This is a genomic window from Streptomyces sp. NPDC051913, from assembly GCF_044593635.1.
Taxonomy (GTDB): Bacteria; Actinomycetota; Actinomycetes; order Streptomycetales; family Streptomycetaceae; genus Streptomyces.
In genome coordinates this window covers 1-15,019 of sequence record NZ_JBIUCI010000034.1, presented here as the reverse complement: position 1 = coordinate 15,019, position 15,019 = coordinate 1, and the positions used below count along the sequence as shown (strand labels likewise).

Genomic DNA, 15,019 nt, shown 5'->3' with positions numbered 1-15,019 from the left:
TGACGGCCCCTCTCGGGCTCAGGCGATCCGCAGTGCGGGAACGGAAGCGGCGGGCTCGACCGGGGCGGGAGCCGATGCCGAGAACAGCGGGTCCACCGTGACGGTGGTGATACCGAGCGGGGCGGTCAGCGCGCGCAGGGCGGGCTCGGCGAGGCGGATCCATGCCTGGTCGGGGCCGAGCGCGGCGGTGAGTCTGTGCGCGGAGGTGAAGGCGACGGCCGAACGGTCACCGAGCGGGGTGCGAAAGAGCCGGGCCGCACATCCGGAAGGGCCCGGCCGGACGGGAACGTAGAGGGGGCCGGCCGGGGATCGATCGCAGGGTTCGGGATCGTCGTCCTGAAGGAGTTCTGCCATGGGGTGCCTCCTGAAAGGCAGGGTGCGGGTGATCTGTGAGGCCCCGGACGCGGGGAGGCGGACCGGGGCTCGCCCTCGACGTTATGCCCGGTCTCCCCCGCTGACGGGCGGGCCCTGACGGGACGCTGACGGTGATCCGGGCGACCTTGACGGAGTGCTGACGCGGCTGCTGGGTGGGCGTGTGAAGGGCCGTCAGAAGGGTGCCAAGAAGTGCCGCGAGCGGTGTTCGAAAGCCCAGGAACAGAGGTGAGATGGAGGCTGTTCCGAGGAGGATCAGATGTCCGAGTCCCACCCGTCTTCGACCGCTCGCCTCGTCGTGGGAGTGAGCGGTTCGCCGGGCAGTCTCACCGCCCTGGCCCGGGCCGCAGACGAGGCCCGGCGGCGGGGCACCGAGCTTTGGCCGGTGCTGGCCTGGGAGCCGCCCGGTGGGAACATCGCCGCCCGCAGGTCCACGGCCGCGACCATCCTGGTCGAGGACTGGGAGCGGCTGGCGCGGGAGCGACTGCTGAAGTCGCTGTACGAGGTGTTCGGCGGCACGGACACCGGGCTGCCCGGCCGGTCACTCATCGCCCGGGGCGTCCCGGGACCGGCGCTGGTGCAGCTCGCCGACCGTGAGAACGACGTCATCGTGATCGGCGCCGGACGACGGGGCCGGCTGCGCCGAGCAATGTGGCCCTCAGTCGCCCGCCACTGCCTCGCCCACGCCGGCTGCCCGGTACTGGCAGTACCGCACTCCCCACTCCAGGCCACTCTGGAGTCCGCGCACCGCCGGAACGTGCTGCAGCTGCGGCTGGACACCCGGCACGTGGAGCGGGAGTTCGCAGTGCCGCCGCCTCGCAGCTGAGCGCGCTGGGAACGACCGCCGCAGGTCCGCGTGCTCAGGAAGGAGTCAGATGGCCAACTGGTGTTCGCGAACGTGCTCGGGATGTGGGCCCAGGTGTTGCTGGCCATGACGTTGGTGACGCCCACGTGGAGACGCGAGACCGGAGGACGGTTACTGGCGGCGGTGTGAGGCCGGTGGTAGTTGTAGTGGACGTTCCAGACCGCGATCGCCCGCGCCCGTTCTGCTTCAGAGGACCACTGCCTGGCATACAGGAGGTCTTCAGCGAGGATGCGCTGGTAGCGCTCGACCTTGCCGTTGTGGCGGGGCGTGTACGGCTTGGTCCGTTGATGGCGGGAGGCCCACGGGATGAGGGCGCGCTCGAAGATCGCGGCGCGGTAGTTCGCGCCGTTGTCGGTGACCACACGCACGACCCGGTGGATGCCGTGGGCGGCGAAGAACGCGCGGGCCCTGCTGAGAAATGCCACCGTGGTGACGGCCCTTTCGTCGGCAAGGGGCTCGGTATAGGCCAGGCGGGAGAATCCGTCGACGGCGGAGTGCAGGTAGACGTACCCGCCCTTGGCCCCACCGGTCTTTGCGCGCTGTGCAGCCCTGGCCTGCTTCGGAGCCGCGTCCGTGGGCCCGCCGCCCTCCGCCGTCGGGGATACGCCCGACCTTCTTGACCTCCAGGCGGACCATGTGGCCCGGGTCGCGGGCCACGATCCGTTTCGGACGCCTGTTGGTCGAGCCGTCGGGCTCGAGGAAGCGGCGCTGGTTGATGCCCAGGCGCTCCAGCCACCGGCCTACGGTGCGTTCGTTGATCCGCACGCCTTGGCTCGCGAGTGCAAGGGTGATCCGGCGGGCGGACCAGTTGTTGTCCCGCCGCAGCTGCTCGGTACGTTCGACGACATCGGGCGGGATCTGGGTCGGTGAAGACCGCGGGACGCTCGGACACGGTCCTGCAGCCCGACTTCGCCGTGCGTGTCGTACCGGTTCTTCCACTTGGACAGACAGGCGCGGGAGACACCCGCCTCGGCGGCGACGTGTGCGATCGCACGGGTGCGGCAGCGCTCCCAAGCCGTCGGCGTCCCTCGATGTTCAAGGGCGCGTTCGCATGTGTCACCGCAGCACCTCTGTGTTCCGGCCGGCCGTGATGACGGTGAGGAGGGGGAATGCGATGAGCAGCGCGACCGCGACGAGAAGCCCGCTTGTCCAGAGCGGTCCGAGAGCCCCGGCTTCGGTGCCGAGCGTGGCTGCAGCGACGACGGGGCCGACGGCGGCGCCCACGTTCAGCGCCGCCGTCGCATACGAGCCGGCCATCGTGGGGGCTCCCGCGGCCTCGTAGAGGACCCGGGTGATTAGCGTGCTGCCCAGCGCGAACGACAGCGCGCCCTGCACGAACATGAGAGTGAACAGGGCGGCCGGCTCGTTGACCAGCACCGCCAGAGCGGGCCAGCCGATGAGCAGCAACGGACCGGCGATCGCGATAACCGGGCCGGGACTTCGGTCGGACAGCCGTCCGGCGACGGTGACGCCCACGAAGGAACCGGCACCGAAGAGCACCAGAGCGACAGAGATCCACAACTCGCCCAGCCCGGCGCTGTCGGTCACCACGGGGGCGAGGAAGGTGAGGCTGCCGAAGGTTGCCGCGTTCACCAGCACGCCGAGCAGCATCACCAGGATCAACCGCGGCCGGGCGAGCTGGGCGAGCTCCGCTCGCAACGCCGGCCTGCCGGTCGCCTCGTCCTCGTCACGTCCTGCGGGGATGCCTTTCAGGATGCCGAGAGCGGCAGGCAGACAGAGAGCGGCGACTGCCCAGAAGGTGGCCCGCCAGCCGAGTGTCGTGCCGAGCACTGACCCACCGGGGACACCGGCGATCGTGGCCACCGTCGTGCCCGACAGCAGGACGGCCAGTGCGCGTCCCTTCCTGTCGGGTGAGACCAGAGCGGCCGCTGTGGTCAGAGCGAGGGCGAGGAACCCCGCGTTCGCGACTGCCGCGACCACTCGGGTAGCGAACAGAATGGGAAAGCCCGTGGTGACGGCGCCCAAGGCGTGCGTTGCCGCGAAAGCGAGGACGAACCCGAGAAGGGCTGGGCGCCTGGGCCAGTTGCGGGCAAGCGCGGCCACCAGGGGTGCGCCGGCGATCATGCCGATCGCGAAAGCCGAGGTGAGCACGCCTGCTGTCCCGACGGTGACGTCGAACTCCGAGGCGATGTCCGGCAAGAGGCCGGCAAGCATGAACTCCGAGGTGCCCATGGCGAAGACCGCCATGGCAAGCAGGTACAGCGGGAGAGGCATCGAGTGGCTCCGAGGTGAGGAGAGGCACGAGAAGGTCATCTCGTCACCGCGGCCAGCCCCGAGCGCAAACTCGTCCCACCACAGAAAGCGGCGCGACGACAGGGCTACGAGCTCAGTGGTTCAGGGGGCTGACGGCGTGACCGAAAGCCCCCACCTTGTCTGACTCAGGACTCGACATGGCCCGCACGCTACCCGACCGACGCACGTCGAAGCATCCTGCTTTCCCGAACATCGGCCTGCCTACCAACGTCCTGTCCCGCAACACCTAGGCCGTCTACGACGACTCACGACTCGGGCCGCCTGACGCCCCTTTCCCGGAGCGTCAGACGGCCGGCTCACATCAGCTCTCGTCGATGGACGTCCCAGACCGCCTCCGGGCTCGACGGTCACGAAGGAAGCGGAAGACCTCGGCCCCGAGCGCGAGAGTTGCTGCGGCTGCACTGAGCGCCGCGTTGAGGGTGTTCACAGCGGTAGGTCCCTTCTCCGGGACCTGTGGCCGCTTCTCAGGCGTGCCAAGATCCCGGCACGCCTGAAACATGCCTGGACTCCTTGGTCACGCCCGTTGGTTGCCTGTCCCCTCCACCCTTCGGCAACCGCCCCTCCCGGGGCTTGCGGGTCGTTATGGCCTTCGGGCGCTCACGCCTCCTCCGGGTAGGCCATCTCGCGATGAACTACCCGCAGGCCAACATCAGAAATCCCGGAGTGCCCAGATCCTCTGAGGCCCGTCAGGAACTCACCGTCCCATCTGCTTCTGCAGCAACGCACCACTGACGCTCGACACCGGAAGAACCTCCACCAGCTCAAGGACACCGCCCAGTTCGGGCAGCTTCGCGGCCGAGTACTTCACGATCAATGCAGCCTGGAAATGAGCACGGAGAACCTCATCCTTGACGCCCGCCAGGAGCTTGATCCTGCCCGGTCCAGACACGCCACTGGGCTGTGGGGTGGTGCCCGCGGCCCAACGCGGAGCATGCGTCTCAGGAAGGCTTGAACACTCGAGGAAAGTCCTTGCGTCGTCTGGCACCCGTAGGGCGGAACTGACGCCTGCGTGCGTGCGTCTTGGGCGACATAAGCCCAATCTCGAGAGGTTCTATGCCTGCTCCACGGCCTCGCCCACCTCGGCTACGCATACGTTCCATTACCCCTCGCCCACCGCTGCGAATACGCTCCCATCAGCGCCATTCGCCTCGGTCGATGTGGTTTTGGGCCAGCGCTCCATTTCGGTGGCTTTACCGCTGGTATCAGCGCACTGACTGGACAAGGCACACGGCAGTTGCTGCTGCTGTCGTCGCCGCAGCAAGCCTGGCGGTTTCGGCGTGGGGTACATGGAAGTCTGCCCAAGTGGCCGACGACCAGCTTGCGCAATCCAGGGAGGACCATCAGGAAGAGGGCCGCAAGCTGACGTCGCACCTCACGATGTGGAAAACCGAGCGAGACGACAGCGGCGGCGTGACTTGGACACAGTTCGTGGCCAATCGCAATCTTGAGCCTGTGATCGTCTACTTGAAGATCGCCTCTGAGGAGCTTTGGACGCAACCGAACGGCAGGATTGCCAAACGGCCCCTAGCAGGCATGGTGTTACTCGGAACCATCCCCCCGTGCACCCGGTACGAGATCCCCTACAGCGTCCTTGAGACCCAAGTGAGCCCTCGCTTCCGTCTCACCTTCTGGAGCATTGCCTCGCTCGTTGCCGCAGAGCCCTCCGGAACGTTGTGGCAACGGCTCCCCGGAGGAGACATCAAGAGCCTCACGGCACGCGATCGGCGCGACATCGCTTTGGCGGAGAAAGAGATTTATGTGCCAGCGCCGCTGGAAGCGAAGGACTCGAAGGCTACAGGCCTCACACCGTGCGGATCCACCAACTGATCGGAAGATGGCGCCATCTTGATCGCCTGAATCCGGCCTGCATCGCAAGGTCAGGAAGGGCACCGCCCGCAACTGCTCCGAGTACGCGGCTGCGACCGCCGAAGAATACGAGAGCCACGAGTACGGCCGGGGCTGCAACGCGCGCACCGCTGAAGGGGGCGACTGCAGCGAGTACGAGGCCCTCTTGCTCCGGCAGTAGCGCCACCACATGACGAAGGCCCCGCCTGGACAATCCGGCGCGGGGCCCTTCCGCCTCCACGTCTGCCAGTGCCGTCGTTCAGTCACCCGTCGTCGTAGTAGTCCAGCAGGTCCTTATCGTTCCTCGACATCCCATCGAACGTGTTCGCCAGAATCAGCGCCCCGTAGTCGTCCCGGTCCACGCCCCCCAACCTGGGACCCGCCCGCTGAGCCTGTGGGTCCGCGACCGCGAGCAACTTGCACAACTGACCGTCAGCACCGTCACCATGACTGGCGACCGGGCCCTCACCAAGCACGCCGTCACCCGCGCGCACCACTTCGCCGCCACCCTCGCGGAGGCCAACTACACGATCAGCGTCACGCTCGCCCACGCCGTCGACTCCACCGCCCAACAGACCGCCATCGAAGCGGGCCGGGCGACGCTGCCCCCTCTGCCGCGCGCCCTGGATGACGCCCCTCCCCACGTGCACACCCCGCTCCTGCGCGCCCTCCACGAAAGGGGCAGCGCGCGGCAGTCATCTACCGGCCCGGCACCGCAGCCAGCGGCGCGACGCTGAAGACCAATGCCGGTTTGGAGTGGTCCCTTGCGGGCCGGGGGTCGCCCGATGGCCGGCACGGCGCGGCTTCGCCACCACGCCCCGCAGCAGCAGACGCTGCTCGGATCAGCCATTGGCTTCATCCGATCAGCTGGCACGGACAGACCGGAGCCGGTGGGCCCGACCACGCCCCGACCACAAGGCCGTTGCTGAGCCGTAACCATGGTCAGGGCCCCATGGTCGGGCTCATGGTCAGGGGCAGGCGGTTGTCTGCTGCTATGACCCGTTCCCGTTCAGGTGTTCCGGGCCCCGAACCGGCCCCCAGCCCGGCTGAACCCTTGCGTCTGCAGGTCCTGACCGGGCTTCCCCTGCACCGCATGGCCACCACCGGCCAACTGCGGCCGATGCTACGCCCCAACAGCCCCCGCCAGCTCATCTCCCGCGTCCTCAACAAACTGCGCACCACGGGCCTGGCCGACCTCACCCCGCTGCAGCAAGCAGACCGATCACGCACCCACGCCTGGTACCTCACCCCCAACGGGATACGGCTGACCCGTGATCTCCCCCTGCTGCGGGGACGGCCGCCCTACCCCATCACCTCCACCACCGCCGCCTCGCTGAAGACACCGCACACACTGTGCGTCGTCCGCGCCCACCTGCCCTTCGCCACCGACGCCCGACGCCTCGGACACGAACACGGACCATGGGACTGGACACCCGAAGTCGCCCACCCCATCGGCGACGGCCAACGACTCGTCGCCGACGCCGTCCTCCACTACACGCACGTCGACAGCCAACACCGCCGCAAACTCCGCGCGTTCGTCGAAGTCGACCGCACCACCATGAGCAGCGAACGCCTCGCCGTGAAACTCATCGACTCCGCCAGACTCTTCCACCACGAAACACAGCCCATCGGCCGCCACCGACCCGCCTCCACCGGCCCGGCATGGCTGCGCTGGTATCCCGTCTTTCCCCGCGTCCTGTTCGTCGTCACCGGCGCCACCCGAGCACGACTGCAAGACCGCATCAGCGACCTGCAGGCCATGACCGCCCAACACCCCCTCGTTGCCGCCCTCGCCCGGGAGGTGCCACTCGGTGCCGCCGTCCTGGAGGACATCGAAAAGCACGGACCGTCCGCACCGGTGTGGGTACCACTGGCCCGCGGCGATAAGCGCCCCTGGACCAGCTTGTGATCAGATCGACCGGGGCTGCGTCCCCAACAGCCTGAGGCCTACGCGTTCCGGCCAGCAGCGCCACTCCTGGGGCACCCATAGCGCTGAAGACCTATCCGCCTCCCGGAACTGGCCGTCCGAGCGTTCCGGCCACCCTGGCCTCACCCGTCCCACGGGCCTGCAGGGCGTGCAGGGCCTCTGGAACTGTGGTTACAGCGGCCCTCTGGCCTGAGCATCCGTTGACCGAATTGCTCAGTCCAAGCCATCTATCGCCGCACAGAGTGACCAGCGGTGATCCCCGTGACACAAGACCGCGATGGTTGGCCACATGAACCGCAGTGCACGTGACGCGCCATCGATGAGATCGGGATGAGGCGAACAAGCTCCTCCATACGGAGCCCGGATACTTCTTCCCCCGCGTGGGCAGCAACGTGGTATTTGATCGGCGTCACTGCATAGAGGGGGACTCGGGTGGCGGACGATGACGACCCGCCGACGGGGTGGGGTGAGGGCGAGTGCCGGATGTGGGAGGCCTACCGGCGCGGTGAGTGGTGCGAGGGTGTGCCGGAGGTACGGGGAGAGGCCGTGCGCCAGCTGTTGTTGACCGTGCCGCCCCCGCGCTCGGGCCACCTCGCCCGGCTCCGGCTGCGGGGCATGCGGATACGCGGGGAGCTGGATTTGTCCGAGGCCGCCATAGGCGGGGCCGTACGGCTGCGGCGGTGCCGGTTGGATGAGGCGCCGCGCCTGGACGGCGCACAGTTGGAGGCGCTCGAACTCGACGAGTGCCAGTTCCCCGGGCTGCGAGCCCACAGCGCCCGGACCGCCCGGGAGTTCAAGGTCACCGGCTGCACGGCGGGCGGCACCCTGGACCTGCGCTCGCTGACCGTCGGCACCCATCTCTTCCTCGACGGCACCAAGATCCGCCCCGGCCCCGGGGAAGCCGCCATCGACGCCCGGTCCGTCGCCGTGGACGAATCCCTGTCGGCGACGGGTCTGGACTGCGCAGGCACCTTCTACCTGACCAATGCCCGCGTGCAGGACCTGGTCATACTCCGGGGAGCGACGATCAGCACCCCCAGGGGAAATCTCCAGATGTCCGAACTCACCGTCGGCGGCGGCCTGTACATGGGCCGTGGCTTCTCCTGCGCCGGAACGGTCAACCTCTGCGGCGCCTCGATCGGGGCGTCGTTGGAACTCCTCGACGCCACCCTCACCGGCCCGGGCCTGGACGCGGGCGACTACGCTCTCCACCTCGGCTGCGCCCAGATCGGAGGCGACATCCAGGCCGAGCGGGGGCTCGTCATCGACGGACCGATCACCCTCGCGGACACCTCGATACGCGGCAGCGTCGTCCTCAAGGGCGCCCGCCTGAACCACTCTTCCGGTACGGCACTGACGGCGGCCCGCGCGCACATCGGCGGCGACCTCGACTGCCGTGACGGTCTCTCCGCACACGGCACCGTCGACCTGTGCGACGCCCGGATCGGCGGCTCGCTCCTGCTGGACGGGGCCGAACTGACCGCGCCAAACAGCAGCCCGACCGCCCTGAGCGCCCACGGCACCGACATCGGAGGCGTCGCGCACATGAGCCGCGGATTCACTGTCCACGGCAAGGTCGGCATGAGCAACGCCACCGTGCGCAGCGTCCTGTCCTTCGAGGGTGCAATCCTGGACACGGCTGTTGAAGAGGAAGCCCTCGTCTGCCGCGGCACGAAAGTCGCCGCACTGCTTCTTCAGTTCCGAGAGCCTCCCAGGGGCAGCGTCGACCTCAGCCGTACCAAGGCGGCACTGATCTGGGACGAGTCCTCTACCTGGCCCGCCTCCCTGATCCTGGACGGCACCGTGTACGACATGCTGCGTCCCACCCTGCCCGCCACGGAACGCCTCCCCTGGCTGATGCAAGACCCGGAGGGCTTCAAGCCCCAGCCCTACGAGCAACTGGCCGATGTCTACCGACGCCACGGCCGGGACGCCGACGCCCGGACCGTCCTGGTCGCCAAGCAGCGCAACCTGCGGCCGACCCTCGCGTTCCCCGCCCGGCTGTGGAGCCTGCTGCAGGACGCAGGGGTCGGCTACGGATACCGCCCACTGCGGGCAGTATGGCTGCTGGTGTGCCTTCTGGCCGCCGGCTCCGCACTCTTCGGGACGTGGCGGCCCGAACCCGTGGGCGGCGGCCCGTACCCCCGCTTCCAGCCGGTCATCTACACCCTCGATCTCCTGCTGCCGCTGGTCGATCTCGGCCAGGAACGGGCATACGAGCCGTCCGGGGCCATGCAGTGGGCGGGGATCGTCCTCATCGGCACCGGCTGGCTGCTGGCCACCACCATCGCGGCCGGCGCAGGCCGAGTCCTGCGGAGAACCTGATTCGATGGTCACCGCACTCGCCACGGCACGGCCGACGTATCAGGCTCACGACGCCGAACTCCTCCTGATCCGCCCGGACGGACACAGCGGACTACGCACCCAGTCCCAGGACACAGCCGCCGTCACCGCGTACCTGGCCGCCGTGACGGCAAGCACGGGTCCCTGGTCTGCCGGGCCTGGTGCCGACTGACCGAGGACATCCTGCAGACCGTCCTGCGGCGCCGCGCGCTCGGCTGGGCATCATCACGTGTACGCTGGCAAGCGGTGGGCTCACACCTGACGCAAGAGTGGGGCCAGCGGGCCATCGCCCGGCCAGACCTCCTGCTCCGCAACAAGGCACGTGAGGAATAGGTCGACCTCGGCCATGACGACGGCCCGCTCCTGCGGGCCGTCGGTGAGGGCTTGTCCGGAGCGGGCATCGAAGACGCGCACGTGACTGTCAGGGCCGGCCCACACGAGGGCCCTCCCGATCTCGGGCCCGGGCCACGTTCGGCGCTGGAACGGAGCACGGAGCCACGGCGGTCGAAGCGGTGGTTGTGAAGGCAGGGCCGCCCGCCTCGAAGACCGGCCGGTTCGCCGACGAGTCGTCCTGCCGTCGGCGATGGCCCTCTCCTGCAAGGACCTCTGCGCGGACACGGAGCGGCTCCTGCTCCTTCTGGCAACCGACCAACCAACTCCTGAGGGCCCTGTGTTGGGCGTGTCGCGGATGACGACCAGCTTGAGCGGGCTGCAGCCTGAAAGCATGACCGACCTGAGCCAAGATCCCCGCTTCCTCCAGGACCCCTACCCCACCTACGCGGCCATGCGGTCCAGTTGCCCCGTGCAGCCCCTGCCCACCGGGGCCAATGGGCACCCCAGCTACGTGGTCACCGGCTACGCGGAAGCCCGGGAAGCCCTCGGCGACACTCGGCTCTCGAAGGACACGGCCGCGTTCTTCGCGGGCAAGGAGTCACGACGTCGGCTTCACCCGGCGGTGGCACGGACCATGCTGGCCACCGATCCACCCCAGCACACCCGGCTGCGCAAGCTGGTGACCAAGGCGTTCACGAACGGAGCCATCGCGCAGCTGCGCCCGTTCATGGCTCGCGTCACCGACGAGTTGCTGGATCAGTGGCCCGTCGGTGAACGGTTCGACTTCGTGGCCGCCCTGGCGGTGCCGCTGCCGGTCATCGTGATCTGCGAACTGCTCGGCGTGCCTGCGGGAGACCGACCCGACGTCCGGCGATGGTCCGGAGAGCTTTTCGCGGCAGGCGATCCCGACACCATCGACTCGGCCTCGCGTTCCCTGGCCGATTACATGACGACGCTCATCGCCGCCAAGCGCCTGAACCCCGGCAACTGCCTCCTCGACGGACTCATCTCGGCGCGCGACGGAGACGACCGTCTCAGCGAAGAGGAACTGGTCTCCCTGGCGGTACTGCTGCTCGTAGCCGGGCACGAGACCACCACCAACTTTCTCGGCACCGCCACCCTCGCGCTGCTCCAGCACCCCGCCAAGCTGGATCGCCTCCGCAAGAATCCGGACGATGTCCCGGCCGTACTCGACGAGTTGCTTCGATTCGACTCCCCCGTCAGTACCGCCACCTTCCGGTTCACCACCGAAGCCATCACGCTCGGCGGCACCGACATCCCGGCCGGCACCCCGGTACTGATCGCCCTCGGAGCCGCCAACCGCGACCCGGCCCGCTTCCCGTCACCAGACCTGCTCGACCTGGACCGGAACGCCACCGCCCACCTCAGCTTCGGCCACGGCATCCACCGCTGCGTCGGCGCTCCCCTGGCCAAGGCCGAGGCGGAGATCGCCCTGCAAGCGGTACTGAGCCGGTATCCCGCAATCCAGCTCGCTGGACCAGCCGACCGGCTGGAGTGGCGCCACACGCGCCTCGTCCGCGGGCTCGCATCGCTTCCCGTCCTGGTGTAACCGTCCGACACAGCACGAATGCCGGAACTGCTGCAGGGCTGCGTGACATGATCTGACTCACTAAGAGAGCATCTGATCAATGTTCAGGTAGCTCTGTCCGATTCGCCAGCTTCAATTCGCCAGGTTGGTCCTCCGGCCACTGCACGGCGCCCAGGGACCGGTCGGCGCGGAGCGGTCGAAGCAGAGGCGGCCGTCCCGGCGGCGGACCAGCAGCGGGCCAAGCTCGTTGAGGTGCACGCCACCAGATCTACCGGCGATTGCCGACGGAGTGCCCCTGTTCTCGGACTGGTGACGCCGTGTCGGCTACCTGGCGGCGGTCACGGCTTCTGTGAGGCGGTCCAGCCGCGTGTACAGGGCCCGGACGAGACGGGCGCGGTTCTGGACACAGGCGGCAGTGCCCTTGAACGGGACAGACAGGCGGCCATCAGCTTCGCGGAGGACGACTTCGGCGAGGGCGCCGCGGCCGTCGTTCTTGGGCAGGGCTGCAGCGAGGCGCCCAACGTCGGCGGCCACCGCGCGGGCGTGCCCAGTGAGGTGAAGGGCGATCAGTTCGTAGTCACGGGGTGCCAGGTCCGGGTCCTTCCACGCGAGGACGGCTGTGATGAGTGCCTCGTGCGGAGCACGGTCCAGGGGGAGTTCGGCCTCGGCCAAGCCGCGCGGATCGTGGAGCGCTACGTGGGTGGCGCTCATCGGGGACCGGGCGCGTTGTCGTCCTGGCCGTGATCGCCGGTGTCCGCGTGCGCAGCCTGGGCAGTAAGGAGGCGGGCGTAGCCGTGGTCAGCGCTGGCGATCCGTGCCGGGGAAGGTCGGCCGAAGGCGGGCGGCTGGAGGCCATGGCCTTCCGACCGGGGGCCGGCGGGTGTGGGTGCGCTCATGGAGCACCGCCTCCCTGTGCTGGGTACGTCGTGTCATTCGACAGTTCCTCACAGGCCGCGGCTACGGATGCGCCAACCGCAGTCTTTTGTGGCGCCGCGTCCTCCTCGCACCGGGAGGTCATCACGCTGGCCCATCCCGAAATGTGGCTCTGAGCAGGCAGTCATTTCCGCCACCGCTAGATCCAATTCTCCCAGGGCAGTCGGCCTCAACGCCGACCGGGAGGCTGCCATATCGGCGACCGCGGCGGAAGGCGAGCTCGTCGACCACGAGCACGCCCGGGGCCCGGTCGGGAACCGGCGGAACCTCGAGCAGTCCCAGCAGCCGGCTGCGGCCCGCCGCCAAGTGCAGCTTGCGGCACAGCCGTTCACGACCCCTCCGCCGAGCTCAACGGCGACGCCCCGCAGCTACTGCTTCAGCCCGAAGCTGGAGCGTCGATACCGCTCGCTCAGCCCGTCGACCTGCTCGACGAAGATACGACGTCGGCACGGCGGCCGGTCTCAGAAGAATCGCCTGGTGCCCCGGCCGCTCAGCGCCGATGGGTGGCGTTGCAGGCCAAGGACTCTGGTTCCGTGCGCAGCGCGTCCACGACGGTATCGGGCATCTGCGGCCGAGACCGGGCTGCTGCGCCACGCGGCGACCACGCCGGGCGCCGTCCGCCCGGCGAGTCGCTGGTCGAGTGCGGCTGGGGACGCGCTGCGCGGGTTGATGCCGACGGCCACAGTCGAGCTGACGCTGAAGGATGGCCTGACCGGGGGCGCCCCGTTGGTCACGCGGGCCTCGACGCTACCGACGGCGCATTGCTGCATTCGCGCCGCAGCAACGCTCCGCGGGGCAATTCCAGTCGGCTGCAATAGCCCGTACCCGAATCACTTTAAGTCAAATTTTCTTTTATGTATGAGGGTCGCAGGAATCCCTGCAGGACCATGCACAGATCCTCACCGAGTGCACATGCGTGCGGAGACACTGCTGTCGGCGCAGAATGACACGGTAGTTTGCGATGCTTTGCATTGGATGCGGGGCCGGATGCAATGAGCGCCCATCACCCTCCGAAAGTGTCCGGAATCGATTCATCGGTTCCCTCACCCGCACACCATGTCGCGCTCGCTGCCGACTGGTGCCCGACGCCGGAGACGAACACCTGCGCTGGGTCACGCCGCAACGCCGAGTAGCAGCTTCTGGACGCTCTCACGCGGCTGCACGGAGGGGCGGTCGCGCCTCGGGGAGGCACCTGGCTGGTTGATTCCTTCCGTACTCACCGGTCCACTGTGCCGGTTTAGGGCCTGCCGAGCGAGGTCGGCGCGGAAGATGTGGAGAACCCGACGCGGGAGATCGGCGAGCACCTCGCTGCGGCCCTGGCCACAGCCCTCCGCAGGGGGGAGCCCGATCAACTCCCGTGCGTAGCAGCGGAATCCGTGTCCGAATAGCCGGGATCGAATTTGCTAACCGCCGATCTCTTGTTACCGTTCAAACAGCCGGGCTGCTGGTGCAGCTCCTGTCGCGAAAACGCGAGCTGACCTGCGATTACGCGCTCGAACACGCTGATTTGTTCGCAAGCAGCCAATTTGCAAAGCCTGCCGGCGCGAGCGGCCTCCACAGCTTCGACTCGCCCCGACAGGCTCCGAAGATCACCACAAGAGAGGTGATGCATCATGTGCTCTGACGATACCTTGCAGCAGAGGACGCCGGGCAACTTGAAGCCGCGGTGGAGTGTGGCCTTGGCCGCAGTCTCGGCTGCCGCCAACGCCTTGCGACTACTGCGCGAGCTCCTGATCCACCACTGAGGCCAAGTACTTTTCCGCTGATCCACTTGCTGCTTCTCCCTGTCATAGGCGGGGAGAACCAGCGGCCAACTGTGATGCTCACCTGGCCAGATGAGGTGCTCAGCCACGCCTCGGCCGGGCGGCGGCAGATTGGGCCCGCTGATGTGCGCGGACGACCCGGCCGGAGCCGTCTCAGCGCCGCGATGGCCCACCCGTCCAACCTCTGGGCCGAGCGCTTGCCCACCGGGAGGGAGGTCTAACCGCACGAAGGCCAGCAGCATTGTGACCAGTGCGCATGTCCTGGGCAAGCCTGGGGAGTTGGGTGGGCAAGCCTTGCCATTGCGGGCAAACAACCAACGGATTCAGGGCAGCGGGGCCAAAGTTGCCGGGAAAACTGCGAAGGGGCCGAAGTGGGCGCGGGCGGGGTCGGCGGCCTTCTCGATGGAGCGTGCCCTGTCGTCGGTCGGGTCGAGGAAGAGCTGGTAACGCCTCAAGCAAGCCCGTCCGCGAGAAGCTACTTCGAATCGATAGCCCCTGGCTTCGAGGAAAGACCAGGGGCCACTTGCCATGACAGGGCGGTCACCAGGACCAGCAGTTCCCGACTCCACGCCGGCGAGAACAGGGAACCGTACGACATTCCGATCCACGCATGTCACTTCACCCAACGCGCAGAAATCGGCACGGTCACGCCGGCGTCAGCCGCCCACGTCGGCGCGACGCTTCATGCCGTCGCCGGCAGACCGAGGGTTCGGACACAGGTGAACCGCTCCGGGATCGGTGGAGGCTCTATGCGTTGACTCCAGCCGCCGGTTGGGGCTGGTGTTGAGCGTAGTAGTTGGTCTCGTGCTCGTGCG

Annotated in this window: 13 protein-coding genes and 1 pseudogene; 8 read left to right on the top strand and 6 right to left on the bottom strand. The window is 68.2% G+C overall.

The window, feature by feature from the left end; all coding sequences use genetic code 11:
- Positions 1 to 18: 18 nt before the first annotated feature.
- Positions 19 to 354, bottom strand: a complete 336-nt coding sequence (locus ACIHIX_RS46625; protein ID WP_399966757.1) for an SAV_915 family protein — start codon at positions 352 to 354, stop codon at positions 19 to 21.
- A gap of 277 nt (positions 355 to 631) precedes the next feature.
- Between ACIHIX_RS46625 and ACIHIX_RS46620 the strand changes: the two genes are divergently transcribed.
- Complete coding sequence (locus ACIHIX_RS46620) at positions 632 to 1,198, top strand: universal stress protein (RefSeq protein ID WP_399966756.1); 567 nt, start codon at positions 632 to 634, stop codon at positions 1,196 to 1,198.
- Between the two features lie 92 nt (positions 1,199 to 1,290).
- Here ACIHIX_RS46620 and ACIHIX_RS46615 read toward each other — a convergent pair.
- The 3 genes and pseudogenes from ACIHIX_RS46615 to ACIHIX_RS46605 form a co-directional block, all read right to left on the bottom strand.
- Positions 1,291 to 2,297, bottom strand: a pseudogene (locus ACIHIX_RS46615) (IS481 family transposase); the annotation flags it as partial.
- On the bottom strand, positions 2,294 to 3,472 hold the full coding sequence (locus ACIHIX_RS46610) for a Cmx/CmrA family chloramphenicol efflux MFS transporter (protein WP_399966755.1): 1,179 nt from the start codon (positions 3,470 to 3,472) through the stop codon (positions 2,294 to 2,296). The pseudogene ACIHIX_RS46615 and the gene ACIHIX_RS46610, both read right to left, overlap by 4 nt.
- A 733-nt stretch (positions 3,473 to 4,205) precedes the next feature.
- A complete protein-coding gene (locus ACIHIX_RS46605; RefSeq protein ID WP_399966754.1) occupies positions 4,206 to 4,400 on the bottom strand; it encodes a hypothetical protein in 195 nt (64 codons plus the stop codon).
- 413 nt (positions 4,401 to 4,813) lie between these two features.
- On the opposite strand from ACIHIX_RS46605, the gene ACIHIX_RS46600 reads away from it, so the two are divergent.
- From ACIHIX_RS46600 to ACIHIX_RS46575, 6 genes are all read left to right on the top strand, one after another.
- On the top strand, positions 4,814 to 5,338 hold the full coding sequence (locus ACIHIX_RS46600; protein WP_399966753.1) for a hypothetical protein: 525 nt from the start codon (positions 4,814 to 4,816) through the stop codon (positions 5,336 to 5,338).
- Between the two features lie 224 nt (positions 5,339 to 5,562).
- Positions 5,563 to 6,093, top strand: a complete 531-nt coding sequence (locus ACIHIX_RS46595; protein ID WP_399966777.1) for a DNA-processing protein DprA — start codon at positions 5,563 to 5,565, stop codon at positions 6,091 to 6,093.
- Positions 6,094 to 6,350: 257 nt separating this feature from the next.
- Complete coding sequence (locus ACIHIX_RS46590) at positions 6,351 to 7,265, top strand: replication-relaxation family protein (protein WP_399966752.1); 915 nt, start codon at positions 6,351 to 6,353, stop codon at positions 7,263 to 7,265.
- 450 nt (positions 7,266 to 7,715) lie between these two features.
- The gene (locus tag ACIHIX_RS46585) at positions 7,716 to 9,608 is read left to right on the top strand and encodes a hypothetical protein (RefSeq protein WP_399966751.1); all 1,893 of its coding nucleotides are present in this window, start codon (positions 7,716 to 7,718) and stop codon (positions 9,606 to 9,608) included.
- 4 nt (positions 9,609 to 9,612) lie between these two features.
- Complete coding sequence (locus ACIHIX_RS46580) at positions 9,613 to 9,798, top strand: hypothetical protein (protein WP_399966750.1); 186 nt, start codon at positions 9,613 to 9,615, stop codon at positions 9,796 to 9,798.
- Positions 9,799 to 10,350: 552 nt separating this feature from the next.
- The gene (locus ACIHIX_RS46575) at positions 10,351 to 11,529 is read left to right on the top strand and encodes a cytochrome P450 (RefSeq protein ID WP_399966749.1); all 1,179 of its coding nucleotides are present in this window, start codon (positions 10,351 to 10,353) and stop codon (positions 11,527 to 11,529) included.
- A 303-nt stretch (positions 11,530 to 11,832) separates the two neighbouring features.
- Here the strand turns inward: ACIHIX_RS46575 and ACIHIX_RS46570 are convergent, their stop codons facing one another.
- A complete protein-coding gene (locus ACIHIX_RS46570) occupies positions 11,833 to 12,219 on the bottom strand; it encodes a restriction endonuclease (RefSeq protein WP_399966748.1) in 387 nt (128 codons plus the stop codon).
- 1,579 nt (positions 12,220 to 13,798) lie between these two features.
- Between ACIHIX_RS46570 and ACIHIX_RS46565 the strand changes: the two genes are divergently transcribed.
- Positions 13,799 to 14,065 carry a hypothetical protein gene (locus ACIHIX_RS46565; protein ID WP_399966747.1) on the top strand — a complete coding sequence of 89 codons (267 nt, stop codon included), beginning with the start codon at positions 13,799 to 13,801 and terminating at the stop codon, positions 14,063 to 14,065.
- Between the two features lie 462 nt (positions 14,066 to 14,527).
- On the opposite strand, the gene ACIHIX_RS46560 is transcribed toward ACIHIX_RS46565, so the two are convergent.
- Positions 14,528 to 14,659, bottom strand: coding sequence for a hypothetical protein (locus ACIHIX_RS46560; RefSeq protein ID WP_399966746.1), 132 nt, complete (start codon positions 14,657 to 14,659; stop codon positions 14,528 to 14,530).
- Positions 14,660 to 15,019 lie beyond the last annotated feature (360 nt).